The sequence below is a fragment of the Inquilinus sp. OTU3971 genome (genome assembly GCF_038440215.1).
Map to the genome: position 1 here is coordinate 1 of NZ_JASATH010000003.1, position 20,840 is coordinate 20,840.

Annotated in this window: 23 protein-coding genes; 10 read left to right on the forward strand and 13 right to left on the reverse strand. The window is 70.2% G+C overall.

The window, feature by feature from the left end:
- Positions 1 to 104 precede the first annotated feature (104 nt).
- A complete protein-coding gene (locus tag AAHM41_RS01255; protein ID WP_342234677.1) occupies positions 105 to 770 on the reverse strand; it encodes a Tim44/TimA family putative adaptor protein in 666 nt (221 codons plus the stop codon).
- A gap of 202 nt (positions 771 to 972) precedes the next feature.
- Between AAHM41_RS01255 and AAHM41_RS01260 the strand changes: the two genes are divergently transcribed.
- Positions 973 to 1,497, forward strand: coding sequence for an FxsA family protein (locus tag AAHM41_RS01260; RefSeq protein ID WP_342234678.1), 525 nt, complete (start codon positions 973 to 975; stop codon positions 1,495 to 1,497).
- A 98-nt stretch (positions 1,498 to 1,595) separates the two neighbouring features.
- The gene (gene secB / locus AAHM41_RS01265; protein WP_342234679.1) at positions 1,596 to 2,093 is read left to right on the forward strand and encodes a protein-export chaperone SecB; all 498 of its coding nucleotides are present in this window, start codon (positions 1,596 to 1,598) and stop codon (positions 2,091 to 2,093) included.
- 63 nt (positions 2,094 to 2,156) lie between these two features.
- On the opposite strand, the gene dnaQ is transcribed toward secB, so the two are convergent.
- From dnaQ to AAHM41_RS01290, 5 genes are read right to left on the reverse strand one after another with little or no spacing between them, the layout of a single operon-like run.
- Complete coding sequence (gene dnaQ / locus AAHM41_RS01270; RefSeq protein ID WP_342234680.1) at positions 2,157 to 2,834, reverse strand: DNA polymerase III subunit epsilon; 678 nt, start codon at positions 2,832 to 2,834, stop codon at positions 2,157 to 2,159.
- On the reverse strand, positions 2,834 to 3,460 hold the full coding sequence (gene coaE, locus AAHM41_RS01275; protein ID WP_342234681.1) for a dephospho-CoA kinase: 627 nt from the start codon (positions 3,458 to 3,460) through the stop codon (positions 2,834 to 2,836). Before coaE ends, dnaQ begins: the two co-directional genes overlap by 1 nt.
- Before the next feature lie 2 nt (positions 3,461 to 3,462).
- The gene (locus tag AAHM41_RS01280) at positions 3,463 to 4,302 is read right to left on the reverse strand and encodes a shikimate dehydrogenase (RefSeq protein ID WP_342234682.1); all 840 of its coding nucleotides are present in this window, start codon (positions 4,300 to 4,302) and stop codon (positions 3,463 to 3,465) included.
- Positions 4,299 to 4,889 (reverse strand): Maf family protein, encoded by a 591-nt coding sequence (locus tag AAHM41_RS01285; protein WP_446719427.1) that lies wholly within the window; start codon positions 4,887 to 4,889, stop codon positions 4,299 to 4,301. The genes AAHM41_RS01280 and AAHM41_RS01285 overlap by 4 nt, the downstream gene beginning before the upstream one ends.
- Before the next feature lie 2 nt (positions 4,890 to 4,891).
- Positions 4,892 to 5,731 carry a pyruvate, water dikinase regulatory protein gene (locus tag AAHM41_RS01290; RefSeq protein ID WP_342234684.1) on the reverse strand — a complete coding sequence of 280 codons (840 nt, stop codon included), beginning with the start codon at positions 5,729 to 5,731 and terminating at the stop codon, positions 4,892 to 4,894.
- Positions 5,732 to 6,094: 363 nt separating this feature from the next.
- Here AAHM41_RS01290 and hemE point away from each other — a divergent pair, with 363 nt between their 5' ends.
- From hemE to hemJ, 3 genes are read left to right on the forward strand one after another with little or no spacing between them, the layout of a single operon-like run.
- Entirely contained in the window at positions 6,095 to 7,168 is a 1,074-nt protein-coding gene (hemE, locus tag AAHM41_RS01295; RefSeq protein WP_342234685.1) for a uroporphyrinogen decarboxylase, read from the forward strand.
- Positions 7,165 to 8,220: a ferrochelatase gene (gene hemH / locus AAHM41_RS01300; RefSeq protein WP_342234686.1), complete on the forward strand. Its 1,056-nt coding sequence runs from the start codon at positions 7,165 to 7,167 to the stop codon at positions 8,218 to 8,220. Before hemE ends, hemH begins: the two co-directional genes overlap by 4 nt.
- A gap of 37 nt (positions 8,221 to 8,257) precedes the next feature.
- A complete protein-coding gene (gene hemJ / locus AAHM41_RS01305) occupies positions 8,258 to 8,695 on the forward strand; it encodes a protoporphyrinogen oxidase HemJ (RefSeq protein WP_342234687.1) in 438 nt (145 codons plus the stop codon).
- A gap of 12 nt (positions 8,696 to 8,707) precedes the next feature.
- On the opposite strand, the gene AAHM41_RS01310 is transcribed toward hemJ, so the two are convergent.
- Positions 8,708 to 9,136 carry a hypothetical protein gene (locus AAHM41_RS01310; protein ID WP_342234688.1) on the reverse strand — a complete coding sequence of 143 codons (429 nt, stop codon included), beginning with the start codon at positions 9,134 to 9,136 and terminating at the stop codon, positions 8,708 to 8,710.
- A gap of 277 nt (positions 9,137 to 9,413) precedes the next feature.
- Here AAHM41_RS01310 and rho point away from each other — a divergent pair, with 277 nt between their 5' ends.
- Positions 9,414 to 10,670: a transcription termination factor Rho gene (rho, locus tag AAHM41_RS01315; RefSeq protein ID WP_342234689.1), complete on the forward strand. Its 1,257-nt coding sequence runs from the start codon at positions 9,414 to 9,416 to the stop codon at positions 10,668 to 10,670.
- A 144-nt stretch (positions 10,671 to 10,814) separates the two neighbouring features.
- A complete protein-coding gene (locus AAHM41_RS01320; RefSeq protein ID WP_342234690.1) occupies positions 10,815 to 11,186 on the forward strand; it encodes a hypothetical protein in 372 nt (123 codons plus the stop codon).
- Positions 11,187 to 11,197: 11 nt separating this feature from the next.
- Here the strand turns inward: AAHM41_RS01320 and AAHM41_RS01325 are convergent, their stop codons facing one another.
- Positions 11,198 to 12,805, reverse strand: a complete 1,608-nt coding sequence (locus AAHM41_RS01325) for a DHA2 family efflux MFS transporter permease subunit (RefSeq protein ID WP_342234691.1) — start codon at positions 12,803 to 12,805, stop codon at positions 11,198 to 11,200.
- Positions 12,802 to 13,890 (reverse strand): HlyD family secretion protein, encoded by a 1,089-nt coding sequence (locus AAHM41_RS01330; RefSeq protein WP_342234692.1) that lies wholly within the window; start codon positions 13,888 to 13,890, stop codon positions 12,802 to 12,804. Before AAHM41_RS01330 ends, AAHM41_RS01325 begins: the two co-directional genes overlap by 4 nt.
- Before the next feature lie 124 nt (positions 13,891 to 14,014).
- Here AAHM41_RS01330 and AAHM41_RS01335 point away from each other — a divergent pair, with 124 nt between their 5' ends.
- Complete coding sequence (locus AAHM41_RS01335; RefSeq protein ID WP_342234693.1) at positions 14,015 to 14,659, forward strand: TetR/AcrR family transcriptional regulator; 645 nt, start codon at positions 14,015 to 14,017, stop codon at positions 14,657 to 14,659.
- A gap of 125 nt (positions 14,660 to 14,784) precedes the next feature.
- On the opposite strand, the gene AAHM41_RS01340 is transcribed toward AAHM41_RS01335, so the two are convergent.
- From AAHM41_RS01340 to AAHM41_RS01355, 4 genes are all read right to left on the reverse strand, one after another.
- On the reverse strand, positions 14,785 to 15,762 hold the full coding sequence (locus AAHM41_RS01340; protein WP_342234694.1) for a quinone oxidoreductase family protein: 978 nt from the start codon (positions 15,760 to 15,762) through the stop codon (positions 14,785 to 14,787).
- A gap of 9 nt (positions 15,763 to 15,771) precedes the next feature.
- The gene (locus tag AAHM41_RS01345) at positions 15,772 to 16,467 is read right to left on the reverse strand and encodes a dienelactone hydrolase family protein (protein WP_342234695.1); all 696 of its coding nucleotides are present in this window, start codon (positions 16,465 to 16,467) and stop codon (positions 15,772 to 15,774) included.
- A gap of 125 nt (positions 16,468 to 16,592) precedes the next feature.
- Positions 16,593 to 17,096 carry a methylated-DNA--[protein]-cysteine S-methyltransferase gene (locus AAHM41_RS01350; protein WP_342234696.1) on the reverse strand — a complete coding sequence of 168 codons (504 nt, stop codon included), beginning with the start codon at positions 17,094 to 17,096 and terminating at the stop codon, positions 16,593 to 16,595.
- Positions 17,093 to 19,105: a thioredoxin domain-containing protein gene (locus tag AAHM41_RS01355; RefSeq protein WP_342234697.1), complete on the reverse strand. Its 2,013-nt coding sequence runs from the start codon at positions 19,103 to 19,105 to the stop codon at positions 17,093 to 17,095. Before AAHM41_RS01355 ends, AAHM41_RS01350 begins: the two co-directional genes overlap by 4 nt.
- Positions 19,106 to 19,203: 98 nt before the next feature.
- On the opposite strand from AAHM41_RS01355, the gene AAHM41_RS01360 reads away from it, so the two are divergent.
- Positions 19,204 to 19,449, forward strand: a complete 246-nt coding sequence (locus AAHM41_RS01360; RefSeq protein WP_342234698.1) for a DUF6489 family protein — start codon at positions 19,204 to 19,206, stop codon at positions 19,447 to 19,449.
- A gap of 46 nt (positions 19,450 to 19,495) precedes the next feature.
- Entirely contained in the window at positions 19,496 to 20,815 is a 1,320-nt protein-coding gene (mnmE, locus tag AAHM41_RS01365; RefSeq protein WP_342234699.1) for a tRNA uridine-5-carboxymethylaminomethyl(34) synthesis GTPase MnmE, read from the forward strand.
- Positions 20,816 to 20,840: the final 25 nt, after the last annotated feature.

The window sequence follows — 20,840 nt, forward strand, 5'->3', positions numbered from 1 at the left end:
GGCGGGCCGGGGCCACCCGGGACCCGCGGCCGCCACCCCCGCCCCACCGCCCGCGGCCCGGACAGGGCCGGGCCGGACGGGTCAGGAGCGACGGCATCGGCGGGTCAGTGGGATTCGCGGGTCTCGACCAGCGCCCAGTTCGGGTCGGTGGCGCGAGTGTTGCGGGCGAAGGTCCAGATGTCGGTGACATCGACCGTCTGGTCCGGGCTACCCTCGATCACCTTGCCGTCGGCGTCGCGCAGCACGGTCTTCTGGCGCGAGGCCAGGCGCACGGTGACGAAGGCGGTGCGGCCGTCCATCCGGGCATCGACGATCTCGGCGCGGTCGACCGACTCCACCGTCTCCTCCAGCGTGTGGCCGGCGGCCAGGCGGTCGCGGATCGCGGCGCTGAACTCGTCATACAGCTCGTCGGACAAGAGCGGGCGCAGCGTCGCGGTGTCGCCGCGGGCGAAGGCCTCGACGATCATCTTGAAGGCGGCGCGGGCGCCGCCGACGAACGTGTTTTCGCTGAAGCTGCGGTCGGCGATCTTGATCTGGGTCAGCCCGCTGGCCGGGCCGGCCTCGCCATTGCCGGCGGCACGCGGCCGCTCCGGCATGGTCACGACATTGTCGGGGGTGCGGGCCTCGGGCCGCGTCGGCTGCTGGGCGATCGGGTTCGGGCGCCGCTGCTCCGTCCCCGTCCGCCGGCCGAGCACGCTGCGCAGCCGCAGAATCAGGAACCCGGCGATCACCGCCAGAACCAGGATATCGAGGAAAGAGCCTTCGCCCATCGCTCCCTTCACTTGTCGCGCGCCCGCGCCGGCGCCGAATGCATCGCTCTGGACCCGGGCGCCGCGCGACACTACCTCTTGGTCGGCCCGTCCGGATGAAGCAAACACTCGGCGGACAGCCGTCCAGGCCAGGATGCGCGGTCAGGAACGACGCCTGCCCCCGACAGATAGGCTGCCGACCCCCAAACGGCAAGGGAAACCGATGCCCCTCCTCGCCCTGCTGCTTCTTGTCCCGCTCCTGGCCGAGATCACGGTGTTCATCGTGGTCGGCCGCTGGATCGGCGTGCTCGCCACCCTGGTGCTGTTCGTCGCCATCGGCGTGATCGGCTCGCTGCTGCTGAAGCGGCAGGGGATGCGGGCGCTGCGCGAGATGCAGGCGGCGCTGGCCCGCGGCGAGCCGCCGGCCGAACCCGTCGCGCATGCCGCCCTGCTGGTGCTGGCGGCGCTGCTGCTGATCTTCCCCGGCTTCCTCAGCGACCTGATGGCGCTGCCGCTGCTGCTGCCGCCGGTGCGGCGCATGCTGATCCGCTGGCTCGGCGTGCAGGCCAAGCGGCGCGGCGGCTTCACCGTCTGGCCCGGCGGGCGCGGCCCCGGTGGACAGGGCCCGGTGATCGACGCCGACTACACCGAGGTGAAGCCCGAAGGCGGCCGCGACCCGTCGCTGCCGCGGATCGAGGAGTCGCGCTGGGGCGGGCCGCGCGACAAGGACGCCGATCGGCCGTCCTAGCCGGGTACCCTCCCCGGTTGTGGCCGCCACGGGTTCCGTGCTAGCGAGACCCCCGTCATTCGCCGGCCAGCCGAGCCAGAGTTTCAGGGAGAGTTTTCATGTCGGACGACAACCAGCAGCCCGACGCGGCGCAGCAGTTGCAGCCCTCGCTGCAGATCTCGGCGCAGTACGTCAAGGACCTGTCCTTCGAGAACCCGAACGCGCCGCGCAGCCTGACCCAGCAGGCGACGCCGCCGCAGGTCACGGTCAATGTCGACGTCCGCACCCAGCAGCTGGCCGAGAACGCCTTCGAGGTGGTGCTTCACATCAAGGCCGAGGCCAAGACCGGCGACACCGCCACCTTCCTGTGCGAGCTGAGCTATGGCGGCGTGGTCGCCCTGGCCAATGTGACCAAGGAGCAGACGGCGCCGCTGCTGCTGATCGAGGCGCCGCGCCTGCTGTTCCCCTTCGCCCGGTCGGTGATCGCCGAGGCGACGCGCAACGGCGGCTTCCCGCCGCTGCTGATCCAGCCGATCGACTTCACCGAGTTGTTCCGCCGCCAGCTGGCCGCCCTGCGCGCCCGCTCGGAGGCCGAGGGCCAGCCCAGCGTCAACTGACGCCGGCCCTTCACGGTAGAGACCAAGCCCCGCTTCGGCGGGGCTTCTTCTTGTTGTCCGCCCTCAGCCTTCCTTCAGCCACAGCGGGTCGGTCAGGCCCTGGATGAAGGCGAGATGGGCGGCCAGCTCCTCCGCCGTCGGCGCGTGCGGACGCGGCGGCCGGGCGACGCGCTCGACCACCACGGTGGTCTCGGTGATCTCGACCGTCGTGGTGATGGCCAGGCCCGGCTCGCGGCCGCCGCACATCTCCAGCCAGACCTCGGCCAGCAGCTGGGCATCGAGCAGCGCGCCGTGCAGCGTGCGGCCGGAATTGTCGATGCCGAAGCGGCGGCACAGCGCGTCGAGCGAGGCCTGGGCGCCGGGCCAGCGCCGCCGGGCCAGCGCCACGGTGTCGATCGACCGCGCCATCGGGATCGGCGGCAGGCCGAGCCGGCCGAGCTCCATGTTCAGGAAGCCCATGTCGAACTCGGCGTTGTGGATCACCAGCTTGGCGTCGCCGATGAAGTCCAGGAAGCCGCCGGCGACCTCGGCGAAGACCGGCTTGTCGGCCAGGAACGCGTCGGTCAGCCCGTGCACCCGCTGGGCCTCCATCGGCACGGTGCGTTCCGGGTTGATGTAGACGTGGTAATGCGCCCCGGTCGGGACGTGGTTGATCATCTCGACCCCGCCGATCTCTACCAGGCGGTCGCCGCCCAGCGCATGCAGGCCGGTGGTCTCGGTGTCCAGGACGATCTCGCGCATCACACCACCTTCAATGAGGGCCGCCAGCGCCGCCCCGGCCGGGCCAGCGCCCGCCGCCGCAGTGCCCGCAGGGCCAGCCGCGTCGGCCGGCGGCCGAGGCCGGTCGGCACCACCCAATCCGCCCGGCGCCGCTTCTCGCGGTCGGGCATCTGCGCCGCCAGGATGGCGGCGAATTTCTCCGGCGTCATCCCCGGCCGGGCCAGCACCCGCTGGCGCTGGATCAGCCGCGGCGCGCTGACCACGGCGACGGCGTCGCAGAAGCGCTCGCCGCCGGTCTCGAACAGCAGCGGGATGTCCAGCACCACCAGCGCGTCGCCGCGCCGCCCGGCCTGCTGCAGGAAGCGGCGCATGCGGCGGCGCACCAGCGGGTGCAGGATCGCCTCCAGCCGCCGCAGCGCCTCCGGCTTGCCGAACACCAGCGCGCCCAGTGCCTTGCGGTCGACCGCGCCGTCGCGCACCGCCTCCGGGAAGGCCTTCGCCACCGCCGGCACTGCGGCACCGCCGCGGCGCAGCAGGCCGTGCACCGCGGCATCGGCGTCGTGCACGGCGATGCCGTCGTGCCGGAACATCGCCGCCGCCGTCGACTTGCCCATGCCGATCGAGCCGGTGAGGCCCAGGATCCTCACGCTCAGGCCCCCAGCACCGCCGCCCGCAGCGCGGCATCGACCATCGGCGCCACCCCGAACCAGGCCTCGAAGCCCGGCCGCGCCTGGTGCAGCAGCATGCCGACGCCGTCGACCACCGGGTTGCCCCGGGCCCGGGCGGCGGCCAGCAGGGGCGTCTCCAGCGGCACATAGACGATGTCGTTGACCAGCGCCTCCGCCGGCAGCGCGTCGAGCGCCAGGTCCAGCGCCGGCCGGCCGACCATGCCCTCGGTCGTGGTGTTGACCAGCAGGGCGGCGCCGTCCAGCGCAGCGCCTCGATCGGCCCAGTCGACCACGGTGATGGGGCCGCCCAGCTCCGCCGCCAGGGTCTCGGCCCGTGCCCGGGTGCGGTTGGCCAGGCGGATCTCCGGCACGCCGGCATCGGCCAGGGCGACGATCACGGCCCGGGCTGCGCCGCCGGCGCCGACCACCACCGCCGGGCCGCGGCCGGCCGACCATCCGGGCGCGCCGGCCTGGAGATTGGCCAGGAAGCCGAAGGCGTCGGTGTTGGTGCCGAACAGGCTGCCATCCTCGCGCACGACGATGGTGTTGACCGCGGCGATGCGCCGGGCCAGCGGGTCGAGCTCGTCGACCAGCGCCATCGCCGCCTCCTTGTGCGGCACGGTGACGTTGCAGCCCCGGAAGCCCAGCGCCGCCACGCCGCGCAGCGCCGCCTCCAGCCGCTCGGGCGGCACCGCCATCGGCACATAGGCGCCGTCGATGTTGTAGCGGGCCAGCCAGTGGCCGTGCAGCTGCGGCGAGCGGGAATGCCCGACCGGCCAGCCGATCACCCCGGCCAGGCGGCCCTTCGCGGTCAAGGTCACGACGGCAGCACCCCGTGGTCGCGCAGGAAGCCGAGCAGCGGCAGCAGCGGCAGGCCGAGCACGGTGAAATGGTCGCCCTCAACCTTGGCGAAGAGCTGCGCCCCGCGGCCCTCCAGCTGATAGCCGCCGACCGATGACAGCACCGCGTCGCCGGCGGCGTCGAGATACCCCTCGAGGAAGACGTGGCTGAACGGCCGCATGGTCAGCTTCGCCCGGTCGGTCGCATGCCACAGCCTTGCGCCGTCACGCACCGCCACCGCGGTCGAGGTCAGGGTGTGGCTGCGGCCGCGCAGCGCCAGCAGCTGGTCGCGGGCCGCGTCCCGGTCGGCCGGCTTGTCGTACCAGACGCCGTCGCAATCCAGCATCTGGTCGGCGCCGATGACGAGCGCGCCGGGATGTCGCCGCGACGCCCGCTGCGCCTTCAGCACCGCCAACGCCTCGGCCACGTCGGCCGGGGACGCACCCTCGGCCCGCATCGACGCCTTGACCTCGCCTTCGTCGATCGCCGCCGGGCTGACGGTGACGGCGACGCCGGCGGCCTCGAGCATCGCCCGCCGCGTGGCGCTCCCGGAGGCCAGGACCACCATGCTCATTCTCCGGGAATCCCCGCGCTGCGCCCCCGCCGGGCCAGCAGCGACAGGATCTCCGCCGCCGTCTCCTCGATGGCACGGCGGGTGACGTCCAGCACCGGCCAGCGATGCTTGGCGAAATAGCGCCGCGCCTCCGCCACCTCCGACCGCACCTGCTCGGGGTCGACATAGTCGGTGGTCTGGGCCTGGTTCAGCATCTGCATGCGGTTGCGGCGCAGCTGGATCAGCCGCTCCGGGTCCTTGGTCAGCCCGACGATCAGCGGCCGGCTGACCCGGTGCAGGTCGTCCGGCAGCGGCAGGCCGGGAACGAAGGGCACGTTCGCCGCCTTCACCCCGCGATTGGCCAGATAGAGGCAGGTCGGCGTCTTCGAGGTGCGCGACACGCCGATCAGGATGACGTCGGCCTGGTGCAGCTCACCCGTCAGGTGCCCGTCGTCATGCGCCAGGGCGTAGTCCATCGCCTCGATGCGGTGGAAATAGGCGGCGTCCATCGCGTGCTGCCGGCCGGGCCGGCCATGCCCCGCCATGCCGAGCTGCTGGGCCAGCGCGGCCATGATCGGGTCGAGCACCGAGATGCAGGGCACGCCGATCGTGCCGCAGACATCCATCAGCCGGTGGCGCAGCCCGTCATCGACCAAAGTGAAGACGACGACGCCGGGATGGTCGCGGATCTCCTCGACCACCATGTCGAGCTGGCGGTTGGTCCGCACCAGGTTCCAGAAGTGCTCGATCGGCTCAGCACCCTCGAACTGCGCGAGACAAGCACGCGCGACACTATGAATGGTGTCGCCGGTCGAGTCTGAAACGAGATGTAGATGGAACGTCTTCGTCTGCGCCATGCCTCCCTTGTATCCCGGAGGCATGGGGATTGTCTGTGGGCAAATTCGGGATGAAAGCCTGATTCACGAGGCTTGACGGGATCTGTGCCCGCTTGCCGGTGAGTCGTCGACTCTTCCGTCCGGCTGGGGACGAGACTCCCGGCCTCCGCGTATCAGCGGCCAGGCCGGGTGATGCGACCCCGAGTCCTCCCGCCCGTTATGGACAGGGGCGATGGCAAGGGTGTAGCGAGTCGGGCGCGTCTTCCCCGCTTTCCACAGGGAGGTGCGGGCCGGCCGGTAAAACCTGTGGATGGATTGTGGAAGAGTCACAATCCCCGTTATCCACAGGGATTCACTACATCCTCTAAACAAGGATTCTCTTTTATGGATAAGGATGGGCAGGGCCGGGAAGGACCGTCCGCGACACCGGCGAAGCCGTTCCTGCGCGCCTTGGCCGGCGAGACCCTGGCCCGGCCGCCGGTCTGGCTGATGCGCCAGGCCGGGCGCTACCTGCCCGAGTACCGTGCCCTCCGGGCCCAGGCCGGCAGCTTCCTGGACCTCTGCTACAACTCGGCGCTGGCCGCGGAGGTGACGCTGCAGCCGATCCGGCGGTACGGGCTGGATGCGGCGATCCTGTTCTCGGACATCCTGGTGGTGCCGCACGCGCTGGGCCAGGCGCTGGACTATGTCGAGGGTGAGGGCCCGAAGCTGGAGCCGGTGACCGACGCGGCCGGCATCGCCCGCCTGTCCGCCGGCCGGCTGCACGAGGTGCTGGGACCGGTCTACGAGACCGTCGGGCGGGTGGCGGCAGCCCTGCCGCCCGAGACCGCGCTGATCGGCTTCGCGGGCGCGCCCTGGACCGTCGCGACCTATATGGTCGAGGGCGGCGGCAGCAAGGAGTACGGCGTGGTCAAGCGGCTGGCCTATGGCGAGTCCGAGACCTTCGGCCGGCTGATCGACCTGCTGGTCGAGGCCACCGCCGCCTATCTGCTGCGCCAGATCGCCGCCGGGGCCGAGGCGGTGCAGCTGTTCGACAGCTGGGCCGGGGTGCTGCCGGAGGCGGAGTTCGAGCGCTGGGTGATCGCGCCGACCAGGCGCATCGTCGCGGCGGTGCGGGCCGGGGCGCCCGGGGTGCCGATCATCGGCTTCCCGCGCGGTGCCGGGCTGCTGTATGAGCGCTACCTCGCCGGCACCGGGGTGGATGCGGTCGGGCTCGACACCACCGTGCCGCCGGGCTGGGCGGCGCGGGTGCTGCAGCCCAAGGCCGCGGTGCAGGGCAATCTCGACCCGGTCCTGTTGCTGACCGGCGGCGAACCGATGATCCGGGCGGCCGATGCGATCACGGAGGCCCTTGGCCACGGCCCCTTCGTGTTCAATCTCGGCCACGGCGTGCTGCAGAAGACGCCGCCGGAGCATGTCGCCGCCCTGGTCCGCCACCTGCGCGGGGACCGGGAATGAGCCGCCGGATCGCCGTCGTCCTGTTCAACCTGGGCGGCCCCGACAATCCGGACGCGATCCGGCCCTTTCTGTTCAACCTGTTCGCCGACCCGGCGATCATCCGCATCCCGAACCCGGCCCGGATCATCCTGGCCTGGGCCATCGCCAGGAAGCGGACCCGCCTGGCCAAGGACATCTATGCCGAGATCGGCGGCGGCTCGCCCCTCCTGCCCAACACCGAGGCGCAGGCCCGGGCGCTGGAGGCGGCGCTGGCGGATCTCGGCGAGGTGAAGACCTTCATCGCCATGCGCTACTGGCACCCGATGAGCCAGGAGACGGCGATGCTGGTGAAGGATTTTTCGCCGGACGAGGTGATCCTGCTGCCGCTGTACCCGCAGTTCTCGACGACCACGACGGCGTCGTCGCTGCGAGTGTGGCGGGACGCCTGCAGGATCGCCCGGCTGGACGCGCCGACCCGCGTGGTGTGCTGCTACCCGACCGAGGACCGCTTCATCGCCGCCATGGCCGCCGGGCTGCGGGCGGCGCATGAGGAGGCGGCGCGTTACGGCCGGCCGCGGGTGCTGTTCTCCGCCCACGGCCTGCCGGAGAAGATCGTCAAGGCCGGCGACCCCTATCAGTGGCAGTGCGAGCGCACCGCTGCGGCGCTGGCCGAAGCCTCCGGCATCCCCGATCTCGACTGGATCTCGACCTATCAGAGCCGGGTCGGCCGGCTGAAATGGATCGAACCGTCGACCGAGGCGGTGATCCACGAGGCCGCGCATGCCAAGCGGCCGATCGTGGTGGTGCCGATCGCCTTCGTCTCCGAGCATTCCGAGACGCTGGTCGAGCTCGACATCGAATACCGCAAGCTGGCTGACGAATCGGGCGCGCCATGCTACCTGCGGGTGGCCACCGTCGGCGCCGAGGAGGGCTTCATCGCCGGCCTGGCGGATCTGGTGCGGGGCGGCCACCGCCGCGGCACGGCCAGCGGGACCGGCGCGGTCTGTGAAGCGGGAGATGGCGGCCGGATCTGCCCGGCGGCGTTCTCCGGATGTCCCAGCAAGGCGGCCTAGAGCCCGAAGACGGGGCCGGCCGGACAGCGAGGATCGAATGGCGGCTCTCTATCCCTGGATCAAGGCGCTCCACGTCTTCTTCGTGATCTCCTGGATGGCGGGGATGCTCTACCTGCCGCGGCTGTTCGTCTACCACTCGCAGACCACACCGGGGACGCCGGAATACGAGCGCTTCGGGGTGATGGAGCGGCGGCTGATGCGCGGCATCATGCTGCCCTCGGCGGTGCTGACCTGGGTGTTCGGCATCGCCATGCTGTGGCTGACCGATTGGGCCTTCTTCGCCGAGGGCTGGCTGCATGTGAAGCTGACGGGGGTTGTCATCCTGACTGTGCTGCACCACATGTGCATCCGCTGGCGCCGGGGTTTCGCCGAGGGCCGCAATCCCCACAGCGAGCGTTTCTACCGCATCGTCAACGAAGTTCCGGCGCTGCTGCTGCTGGTCATCCTGATCATGGTGATCGTCAGGCCGTTCTGACAGAGCAGCCGGTCAGTACAGCTTGCCGAACCAGCTGGTGATGTCGAAGAAGATCGACCGGCGGTGCCCGGCGTCGTTCGCCAGATCCAGCTGGTCGTAGACCCGGCTCCCGGGATTGACCAGCGCCTGGCCGCAAACCGCCCACCCGGGCAGGTGCCGGGCGACATAGACGTATTCGGCACTGACACCGCTCACCTCGGTGAGAGCGCCCTCGATGACAATCGCCGTCTCCAGCCGGTCCCCCGGGCCGCCGGAGTACCGATAGTTGCCCGGCCGATCGCGCGGCGTGCGACATTCCGCGTGTCTCACGCCCGCCACCACGTCCCCGGGCTGTGGCGTGGTCTGCATCGTGATCGTGGGTCCGGCGGGCTTTTGCTGCGACGTGTTGCAGCCGGCCAGCCCCAAGGCCGCCGCGACCGCCAGAACGACGGTGCTCCTCATCGAAGATCCCCCTCCAGAAAATGAATCGACTATGTCCCGTCCCTCGATAAATCCTCCCGCTTCTGCCGCGGCGGCGCAATATGCCGCCGGATGCGGCAGCACGATTGACTTGCGGCAAGTCATTCGATAACCATCTGCTGTTCTCAGCGGTCTTCCGGCGCTCATTCGAAGCGCCGGCGCGGTCGAGCCCTTCGTGCCGTGGACCGAGGCTTCCATCGAGACATCAATCCAAAGACGCCGCGCCGCCGGCGATCTGTCCACGCCCATCAGGGTCCCCATGCATCTGCAAGAACTGAAAGAGAAGTCTCCCAGCGAGCTTCTCGCCTATGCCGAAGAGCTCGAAGTCGAGAACGCGAGCATGCTGCGCAAGCAGGACATGATGTTCGCCATCCTCAAGCAGCTCGCCGAGAACGACGTCGCGATTTTTGGATCGGGTGTGCTCGAAGTCCTGCCCGACGGCTTCGGATTTCTGCGCTCTCCAGAATCGAATTACCTGCCCGGTCCGGACGACATCTATGTGTCGCCGCAGCAGATCCGCCGCTTCGGCGTGCGCACCGGCGACACCATCGAGGGCGAGATCCGCGCCCCGAAGGAAAACGAGCACTATTTCGCGCTCACCAAGGTCAACAAGATCAATTTCGAGGAGCCGGACAACGTCCGGCACCGGGTCACCTTCGACAACCTGACCCCGCTCTATCCCGACGAAGCGCTGCGGATGGAGTTGATCGACCCGACCAAGAAGAACATGACCGGCCGGATCATCGATCTGGTCTCGCCCCTCGGCAAAGGCCAGCGCGCCCTGATCGTGGCGCCGCCGCGCACCGGCAAGACGGTGATGCTGCAGAACATCGCCAATTCGATCGCCGAGAACCACCCGGACGCCTTCCTGATCGTGCTGCTGATCGACGAGCGGCCTGAGGAAGTGACGGACATGGACCGGTCGGTGAAGGGCGAGGTCATCTCCTCGACCTTCGACGAGCCGGCGACGCGCCATGTCCAGGTGGCCGAGATGGTGATCGAGAAGGCCAAGCGCCTGGTCGAGCACAAGAAGGATGTCGTCATCCTGCTCGACAGCATTACCCGCCTGGCGCGCGCCTACAACACGGTGGTGCCGTCCTCGGGCAAGGTGCTGACCGGCGGTGTCGACGCCAACGCCCTGCAGCGGCCGAAGCGCTTCTTCGGCGCCGCCCGCAACATCGAGGAAGGCGGCAGCCTGACCATCATCGCCACCGCGCTGATCGACACCGGCAGCCGGATGGACGAGGTGATCTTCGAAGAGTTCAAGGGCACCGGCAACTCCGAGATCATTCTCGATCGCAAGCTGTCCGACCGCCGCACCTTCCCGTCGATCGACATCGGCAAGTCCGGCACCCGCAAGGAGGAGCTGCTGGTCGACAAGGGCACCATGTCGAAGATGTGGGTGCTGCGCCGCATCCTGATGCCGATGGGCCCGACGGATGCGATGGAGTTCCTGATGGACAAGCTGAAGCACAGCAAGTCGAACGCGGACTTCTTCGAGAGCATGAACCAGTAACGCCCTCGGGCGTGGTCGGGCGAGGGCCGCCGGTCGCAGGATCGGCGGCCCTTTCCGTCTCAGGCCAGCGCTGCGCTGTGCCCCGGTTGACCGGACGTGTCGGCCGTACCATTTCGCTGGCGAAACCAGCTGTAGGGGATCAGCATGGCCAAGCTTCGTCCCAACCTCGCTTTCATCCTGGCGCTGTCGGGCTGCACCGGTCTGGTCCCGCCCTCGGCAACGCCCGATCCGGCGCTGGCCGAAAGGGTCCGCAGCCTGATGGGAGACGACGACGTCTGCTCCGGCCGCGTCGCCGGCGCCCTGGCGCCCTATCGCCTCACGGCCGGCGGCATCTCCCGCATCGACCTGGCGCCGGTGCCGCCCCGCAGACAGGACGACTACAACCTGAGCGATCAGCGCCAGGCCTGGGTCCGGCAGCCGGGCCAGCCCGGCGCGATCGTGGTGCAGTACGATCGGGGCAACTGCCGGATCGCGCAGGTCTATGCCCGGGACGGGGCCACGCTGCCGGCGATCTGACCCTGCCGGGGTCAGTGCCCACTGCCGCCGCCAGGCCCGGCCGGCTTCGGCGCGCGCAAGAGCGGCATCAGCAGCAGCCCGGCGTAGAACAGCAGCGCCATCAGCAGGAAGCAGTCGGCGAAGGTCAGCACCTGCGCCTGCCTCAGCACCATGTTGTCCAGCATCTTCACCGCGGCGAGGTCCGGGTTGCCGAGGCCGGACGCGGTGAACATCTGGCTGAAATTGTCGACCGTCGCCTGCACCTGCGGGTTTGTCAGGGTCATGTGCTCGGCGATGCGCGAGCCGTGCAGCGCCGCCCGGTCGATCATCACCGTGTTGATGCCGGCCAGGCCGAAGGCGCCGCCGAGATTGCGCATCAGGTTGTAGAGGCCGGACGCGTTCTTGATCTTGTCGGGCGGCAGGGTGCCGAGCGCCAGGGTGTTGATCGGCAGGAACAGCAGCATCAGCGACACGCCGCGGACGGCCTGCGGCCAGAACAGCTCCCAGAAGCTCCAATCGGCGGTGATCCAGGTCATCATGTAGACCCCGGTGCCGAAGGCGACGAGGCCGATCCCCAGCATCAGCCGCAGGTCCAGCTTCTTCGACAGCATGCCGGCGAGCGGGGCCGAGATGAACTGGAACACGCCGGTGACGAACATGATCTCGCCGATCTGCAGGCTGTTCAGGCCGCGCACCCGGGCCAGGAACAGGGGCACGATGTAGACCGCGCCGTAGAGGCCGACGCCGATGATCAGGCTGTACAGGCAGCCGAGCGAGAAGTTGCGGTCGGCGAAGGCGCGCAGGTCGACGATCGGGTTCCGCGCGCTCAGCACCCGGGCGAAGAAGCCGATCCCGGCCAGCGTCCCGATCACGGCGAAGGTGAAGATCGACCGGTCCTCGAACCAGTCCCAGCGCGGCCCCTCCTCGAACACGTATTCCAGGCTGCCGAGGAACAGCGCCATCAGCGCCAGCCCGGCGAAATCGAAGCCCTTGAGCAGCTCCAGGTTCGGCTTGTCGAACTTGACCAGGAACCACACGCCGGTGGTCACCAGCACGCCCGGCACGACGTTGATCAGGAACAGCCAGTGCCAGGAGAAGGCCTGGGTCAGATAGCCGCCCAGCGTCGGCCCGATGGTCGGCGCCATGGTCGCGACCAGGCCGATCAGCACCGAGATGCCGGCCCGCCGCTCCGGCGGGAACAGGATGAAGGAGGCGGCGAAGACGGTCGGGATCATCGCCCCGCCGAGGAAGCCCTGCAGCGCCCGGAACACGATCATCGATTCGATGTTCCAGGCCAGCGCGCAGGCCAGGCTGGCGAGGGTGAAGCTGGCCGCCGAGATGACGTAGAGGATCCGGGTCGACAGCAGGCGGGAGAGGAACCCCGACAGCGGGATCATCACCACCTCGGCGATCAGATAGGCGGTCTGCACCCAGCTGATCTCGTCCGGGCTGGCCGCCAGGCCGGCCTGGATCTCGCTGATCGAGCTGGAGACGATCTGGATGTCCAGGATCGCCATGAACATGCCGACGACCATGGTGAAGAACCCGATCGTCTCCCGCGTGCTGGCGCCGGCACGCTTCGGCGCCGCCGGCCCCGCTGAGGCAGCGGCCGGCAGCGCGTCGGCGGTGGTGGAGCTCACCGCCGGAACTCGGCGGCCATGGCGGCGCCGAAGATGCCGCTGGCTAGCAGCGGGCCGGTGCCCTCCTCGCGCGTGTCGACCGCGACGCCGACCGACAGGCCGGGCCGCAGCAGGCCGCTGAGCTGGTTGCCGGCCGGCACCGCGATCCGCACCGGCACGCGCTGCACGATCTTGGTGAAGTTGCCGGTCGCGTTCTCCGGCGGCAGCAGGCTGAACTCGGCGCCGCTGGCCGGAGCGAAGCTCTCGACCTTGCCGGTCAGCGACTTGCCCGGGAAGGCGTCGACCGACAGCGTCACCGTCTGGCCGACCCGCATCTCCGCCAGCTGCGTCTCCTTGAAGTTGGCGACGACATAGACGCTGGGCAGCGGCACGATGGACATCAGCTGCGTGCCGGCCCTGACGTACTGCCCGACCTCGACGCCCTTGTTGCCGACGACGCCGTCGACCGGGGCGTGGATCACGGTGCGGTCGAGGCTGATCTGGGCCAGGTCGACCGATGCGGTCAGCCGCTCGATCTGGGCCTGGGCCTGGCGGCGCGAGGCCTGCAGGATCGCGGTCTGGCCCTGCTGGTTGGTCAGCGCCGCCTGGGCGCTGGCGAGAGCCGCGTCGGCGCGCTTGTGCTCGGTGTCGGCAGTCTCGAAGGCCTGCTGGCTGCCGTTGCGGGTCTCCCACAGCCGGCGCGCCCGCTCCAGGTCGTTGCCGGTCTGGGCCAGGGTCGCGGCCGCCTGGTCGACGCTGGCCTTGGCCTGGGCGATCATCGAATCCTGCAGCGCCAGCTGCTGCTCGATCGAGGCCAGCGTCGCCTGCTGCGCCGACAGCTCCGCCTTCGCCTGCGCCAGCTGGGCGCGATAGTCGCGATCGTCGATCCGGACCAGCGGGTCGCCGGCCTTGACCATCTGGTTGTCGGTGACCAGCACCGCCACCACCGCGCCTTCGACCTGCGGGCTGAGCGTGCTGGTGTCGCTCTGCACATAGGCGTTGTCGGTGGTCTCGAAGAACCGGTCGACGGTCCACCAGCGGTAGCCGAAGGTGCCGGCGGCAGCGATGGCGGCCAGGGCCGCGATGACGATGATGGGCTTGCGCATGGGGGCAACCGGGGGTGAACTGAACCGTTCAGTCTTGTTGCCGGAAGGTGCAATTTGCCCTATCTGCTGTCAAGATGAAACTGAACGGTTCAGTTTAGTTCAAACTTCCCGTATCTGTATGCCAATGACCTGTCCCTTCGCCGAGACGCTTCCGCCGCCAGCCGTCGCCAGCCGGAAGCCCGACCAGATCCTGAAGGCGGCGTATCGCGTTTTCCTGGAGCAGGGCTACGGCACGGCCAGCATGGATGCGATCGCGCGCGAGGCGGGCGTGTCCAAGGCCACGCTCTACGCCCATTTCGCCAGCAAGGAGGAGCTGTTCACGGCGATCGTCGGCACCGCCTGCCGCGCCTTCGAGCGTCTGGCGGCGATGTCGCCGCCGCCGGACGACCTGCGGGCCGCACTGATGGAGGCCGGCGGCACGCTGCTGCGCTTCATCCTGAATCCGGACGTCATCAAGGTGTACCGCAACGTGCTGGCGGAAGCGGGCCGCTTCCCGGAGCTCGGCCGGGCGATGTATGAGGCCGGCCCGGGCCAGGGCAAGGCGCATCTGACGACCTTCTTCACCGCCGCCAACGCCCGCGGCGTGCTGGCGGTGCCGGACCCGGAGCTGGCGGCCGAGCAATTCGGCGCCATGATCCTCGGCCACATGAAGATGCGGATGGAGCTCGGCATCGAGATGCCGAGCGAGGAGCGGATCGAGCGCGGGCTCAGGAGCGGGGTCGACGCCTTCCTCCGCGCCTACGCCGCCCCGGCCGCGCCGGCGCCGTAGGGCACCAAGCCCATCATCGTCATGGCGAGCCCGAAGGGGCGTGGCCATCCAGCGGCACAGACCCCTGGATGGCCACGGCGCTGCGTGCCTCGCCATGACGGCCTCGAGAAGAGCGGGAGCCGATCTTACGGCAGCAGCACCGTCGACCCCGTGGTCTTCCGCGCCTCTAGGTCGCGATGGGCCTGGGCGGCTTCGCGCAGCGGGTAGGTCTGGGCGATCGAGATCTTCACTGCGCCCTTCGCCACCACGTCGAACAGCTCCGCCGCGGCGGCCTCGTATTCCGGCCTTGTGGCGATGTAGCTGCCCAGCGTCGGCCGGGTCAGGAACAGCGAGCCCTTCTGCGACAGCACCAGCGGGCTGATCGGCGCCACTGGGCCGGAGGCGTTGCCGAAGGTCACCATCATGCCGCGCGGCGACAGGCAATCGAGCGAGCCGTCGAAGGTGGTCTTGCCGACACCGTCATAGACCACCGGCACGCCCTTGCCGCCGGTGATGGCGCGGATTCGGGCGACGAAATCCTCGGTCGAATAGTCGATCACATGGTCGCAGCCGGCGGCGGCGCGGGCCAGAGCCACCTTCTCCGGCCCGCCGGCGGTGCCGATCACGGTGGCGCCGAGATGCTTGGCCCATTGGCAGGCGATCTGCCCGACGCCGCCGGCGGCGGCGTGGAACAGGATGGTCTGGCCGGGCTGGACCGGGAAGGTGCGGCGCAGCAGGTACCAGGCGGTCAGCCCCTTCAGCAGGATCGCGGCCGCGGTGCGGTCGGTGACGCCGTCCGGGATCTTCACCACCTTCTCGGCCGGGATCACCCGCTCCTCGGCATAGCTGCCGGTCGGGCCGTTGCCGTAGCCGACGCGGTCGCCGGGCTTGAAGCCGGTGACGTCCGGGCCGACCGCGACGATCTCCCCGGCCGCCTCCTGGCCCAGAACCAGCGGCAGCTGCGCCTTGTAGAGCCCGGCGCGGATATAGGTGTCGATATAGTTCAGCCCGACCGCGGTGTGGCGGATCCGGACCTCGCCCGGACCGGGCGCCGGCACGTCGACCGGCTCCCAGCGCATCGCCTCGGGGCCGCCGGTCTCGTGGATGCGGATGGCGTGGACCATGGGATTCCCTCAGCCGAGATGGGTTTTCAGGAAGGCGGCGGTGCGGTCGTTCGCCAGGGTGGCGCCGGCCGCGTCGTAATGCTCGCCGCCGACGCGGGCGAAGGCGTGGTCGAGGCCGGGATAGGCATGCACCGTGACCGTCGGCAGCGACGCCATGCGGGCGCGGATCTGGTCCTGGGCCTCCGGCGGCACGAAGCGGTCCTTTTCGGCGATGTGCAGCATCAGCGGCCGGGTGATGGCGCTGGCCTCGCCGAGCAACTTGTCGATGCCGACGCCGTAATAGCTGACGGCGCAGTCGGCGTCCGAGCGGGTGGCCATCAGGAAGGCCAGGCGGCCGCCCAGGCAGTAGCCGATGGCCCCGGCGCGGCCGGTGCATTCCGGCAGATCGCGCAGCGCCGCCAGCGAGGCGATCAGGTCCTCGACGCCGGCGGTCTCGTTGAAGCCGTTGAACAAGGCGAAGGCCTTGTCCCACTCCGCCTGCGACTTGTCGGTGATGTCGACGCCCGGCTCCTGCCGCCAGAACAGGTCGGGGCACAGCGCGACATAGCCCTGGGCGGCGAGGTCGTCGCAGATCTGGCGCATCACCGCGTTGACGCCGAAGATCTCCTGGATGACGAGGATGCCCGGCCCGGAGCCCGAGGCCGGCCGCGCGAGATAGGCGTTGAAGCGGCCGCCATCGGCAGCGGTGATGGTGACTGTCGCCATGGAGTCGCTCTCCCTCGAGCGTTGCGGTGGACGAAGCAATCGATCAGACGGGTGGACGATAGCCGGAGCCCGGCGGGCTTGTCACGGTGGCCGAACAACCACCGCGACCTGGGTCTTGGATCGATTCAATTCGACGCGAATTCGCCCGGATATCCCTCGAAGGCGAGCAGCCGGCGTTTGCGTTCCAGGCCGGAGGTGCTGCCGTAGCCGCCGAGGGTGCCGCCGGCGCCGATGACGCGGTGGCAGGGCACCAGCAGCACCAGGTCGTTGCGGCCGCAGGCCTGTCCGACGGCGCGCGGGCCGCTGTTCAGGATATGCGCCACGCCGCCATAGGACGCGGCCTCGCCATAGGGAATGTCGATGATCGCCTGCCGCACCCGCGCCTGGAACGGGCTGGCGGCCGGCGCCATCGGCAGATCGAAGCGGCGGCGCTTGCCGGCGAAGTATTCCTCGATCTGCCGGATCGCCTTGCGCAGCAGCTTGTCCGTCGGCGGCACGTCGTCGGCCGGATCCTGGACATGGTCGACAGCGGCCACCACGCCCCCGGCAACGGTGATCCGCACCGGCCCGACCGGGGTGTCGATCGTGGCGGTGGCCCGGTCGGTGGGCGCTCGGCTGCGCGCGGTCATGGCCCGATCAGCTCCAGCAGCGCCTGCGGCGTGGTGACCGGCGCCTGGCACACCGGCCCGCGGCACAGATAGGCGGTGGGCTTGCCGTCCAGCATCGTCTTGCCGGCGGCGGGATGATCGTCCGGCAGGGCCGCGCCGGGGTCGAGCCGCAGCAGCATCCGGCCCGGCAGCGACCGGCCGTGCACCGCCCGCAGGAGGGCCTGCGTGGCGGCATCGTCCTTGCGCCCGATGACCACGATCTGCAGCGGCTCCATCCGGTCCTCGGCTCGGTTCAGCCAGGTGGCGAGCGGGATGAAGTTGCGCTGCAGCTCGCCGGTGAACGCCGCGATCAGGGAATCGGCGCGCAGCGCGTACAGCCGGTCGCCGGTCAGGTGATGCAGCCGCGTCAGCACTCCCAGCATGGTGCCATTGCCGGACGGGACCGCGGCGTCGTACGCGCTCTTGGTGCGCACGATCAGCGCCTCGCCGTCATCCGCGGTCAGGAAGTACCCGCCGCGGCCACCATCCCAGAAATGAGCGTCGAGCACCGCGGTCCAGAGCTTGGCGTGCTCAAGATAGGCTGTCATCTCCGTCGCCTCGTGCAGCACCAGCGCCGCCGCGGCCATGTCCGCGTAATCCTCCAGCAGCCCGGGCGCCGTCGCCTTGCCGCGGCGCCAGGCATGCGCCAGACGGTCGCCCTGCCCGAGCTGCCGGACCACGGCGGCGAAGGCGGTCTCGGCGAGATCAATCCACTCCGGCCGGTCGAAGGCTAGGGCCGCGCGGGCCAGGGCCGCGATCATCAGCCCGTTCCAGTCGGCCAGCACCTTGTCGTCCCAGCCCGGTCGTACGCGTACGGCCCGGCGGTCGAGGAGTACGGCCCGGTCCGCGGCCAGCGCCGCCTCGGTCTCGGCGTCGCGCAGCGCCGGGTCATGGCGGCGGTTGAGGATGGTCTTGCCTTCCCAGTTGCCGCCCGGCGCGACGTCGTACGCCTGCTTGAACGCGGCCGCGCGTTCCCCGAGTACGGCGTCGATCTCGGCCTCGCTCCAGACATAGAAGCGGCCCTCCTCGCCCTCGCTGTCGGCGTCCAGCGTCGCGGCGAAGGCGCCGCCCTCGGCGATCATCTCGCGTTCGATCCAGGCGACCGTCTCCTCGACCCGGGACGCGTACAGGGGATCGCGCGTCTCCTGCCAGGCCAGGGTCAGCAGGTCGACCAGCTGGGCGTTGTCGTACAGCATCTTCTCGAAATGCGGCGCCAGCCACTCCTCGTCGGTCGAGTAGCGGGCGAAGCCGCCGCCGAGATGGTCGTAGATCCCGCCCTGGCCCATCGCCGTCAGGGTGCGCAGCACGGCGTCGCGCCAGGCCGGCTGCCGGGACCGACGCCAGCCGCGCCACAGCAGCTCGAGGAGTCCCGGCTGCGGGAATTTCGGGGCGCCGCGCAGCCCACCCCAGACCGGGTCGAACTGCCCGGCCAGCTGCTTCGCCACCTGGTCCAGCACCTCCAGGCTCAGCCCGGCGCCGGGCTGGTTCTCGGACTGCTTGGCCAGGGCCTCGGCCAGGGCGGCGACGTTGCTCGTCACCTTCTCCGGCTCGGTGGCATAGGCGGCGGACAGGCCGCGCAGCACGTCGGTGAAGCCGGGCCGGCCCCAGCGGCTGGTCGGCGGGAAATAGGTGCCGCCCCAGAACGGCGCGCCCTCCGGGGTCAGGAACATGGTCAGCGGCCAACCGCCCTGCTGCCCCAGCATCGCCAGCGCCGACTGGTAGATGGTGTCGACATCCGGCCGCTCCTCGCGGTCGACCTTGATCGACACGAAGAGCTGGTTCATCACCGCGGCGATGGCGGGGTCCTCGAAGCTCTCATGCGCCATGACATGGCACCAGTGGCAGGCGGCGTAGCCGACCGACAGCAGCACCGGCTTGTTCTCGGCCCGGGCCCGGGCGAAGGCCTCCGGACCCCAGGGCTGCCAGTCCACCGGATTGTCGGCGTGCTGCAGCAGGTAGGGGCTGGTCTCCTCGGCGAGGCGGTTCGGCATCTCGATATCCCGCTGTGTCTTGGCGCTGGCGCCGGACGCTATACTCTCCTGCCAGGATAACGCCGCCAACTCCGCTGCCAACACCATGGAGGCACCCGATGAAGGTTTCGATCGATATCGATTGTACGCCGGAGGAAGCCCGCGCCTTCTTCGGCCTGCCGGATGTCGGCCCGATGCAGCAGGCGCTGCTCAAGGACCTGGAGGACCGGATGCGTGCCAACCTGGCGGCGATGGAGCCTGAGGCGCTGTTCAAGACCTGGCTGCCGGCCAGCATCGAGGGTTTCGAGACGCTGCAGCGCGCCTTCTGGCAAGGCATGACCGGCGGCAAGGGGGGCAAGTCCTGAGCGTGTGTGTTTCACGTGAAACAGCGGTCGAGGCTGGACCGCCCCCATGACCTCCCGCGACACCATCTTCGCCCCGGCGACCCCTGCCGGGCGAGGCGGGGTGGCGGTGCTGCGGATCTCCGGTCCCGGCGCCGAGCCGGCCTTGCGGGCGCTGACCGGCCGTCCCCTGCCCGCCCCTCGCCTGGCGACGCTGGCGGAACTGCGCGACTCGGCCGACGGCGCGACGTTGGACCGCGGCCTGGTGCTCTGGTTCCCGGGACCGGCCAGCTACACCGGCGAGGATGTCGTCGAGCTGCATCTCCATGGCGGCTGGGCGGTGACTCGTGGCGTGGTCGAGGCGCTGTCCCGGATCGCAGGGTTGCGCCCTGCCGAGCCCGGCGAGTTCACCCGACGCGCCTTCCTGGCCGGCAAGCTCGACCTGACCGAGGCCGAGGCGGTGGCCGACCTCGTCGACGCCGAGACCAAGGCCCAGCGGTTGCAGGCGCTGCGCCAGCTCGGCGGTGCGCTGGGCCAGCTCTATGAAGGCTGGCGGTCGGTGCTGATGCGGGCCCTGGCGATGACCGAGGCGGCGCTTGACTTCCCTGATGAGGGGCTGCCGCCCGACCTGGCAGCGGAGGCGGAGCGGATCGTGGCCGAGGTCTCGGCCGCCATCGCCGCCCATCTCGACGATGCCGGCCGCGGCGAGCGGCTGCGCGAGGGCGTGCACATCGCCATCCTCGGCCCGGTCAATGCCGGCAAGTCCAGCCTGCTGAACGCGCTGGCCCGGCGCGACGCGGCGATCGTCTCCGACCGGCCGGGCACCACCCGGGATGTGGTCGAGGTCGCGCTCGACCTGCGCGGCTTTCCCGTGGTGCTGGCCGACACCGCCGGGCTGCGCGACACCGCCGACGAGATCGAGGCGGAGGGCATTCGCCGGTCGCACAGTCGCGCCGCCGCGGCCGATCTGCGCCTGGTCATCCGCGACGCCGGCGAGCCTGCCCCCGCCGATCCGTCGTTGGGCCCCGGGCCGGACACCATTCGCGTGGTCAACAAGATCGACCGCACGCCCGATGCGCCGCGGGCGGCGGACGAGATTGCCCTCTCCGTCCGCACCGGCGCCGGCCTGGACCAGCTGCTCGACGTCCTGGCCGAGGCGGTGGAGCGGCGGCTGACCGGCGACGGCTCACCCGCCCTCACCCGCGCCCGTCACCGTGCGGCGTTGCAGGATGCGCGCGATGCCCTGGCCCGGGTTCCGTCCGCGCCGCTGCCCGAGCTGGCGGCGGAGGATCTGCGGCTGGCCCTGCGCGCGATCGGCCGCATCACCGGCCGGGTCGATGTGGAGGACATGCTCGACCAGCTGTTCGGCAGCTTCTGCATCGGCAAATGAGATGTTTCACGTGGAACAGCGCCGG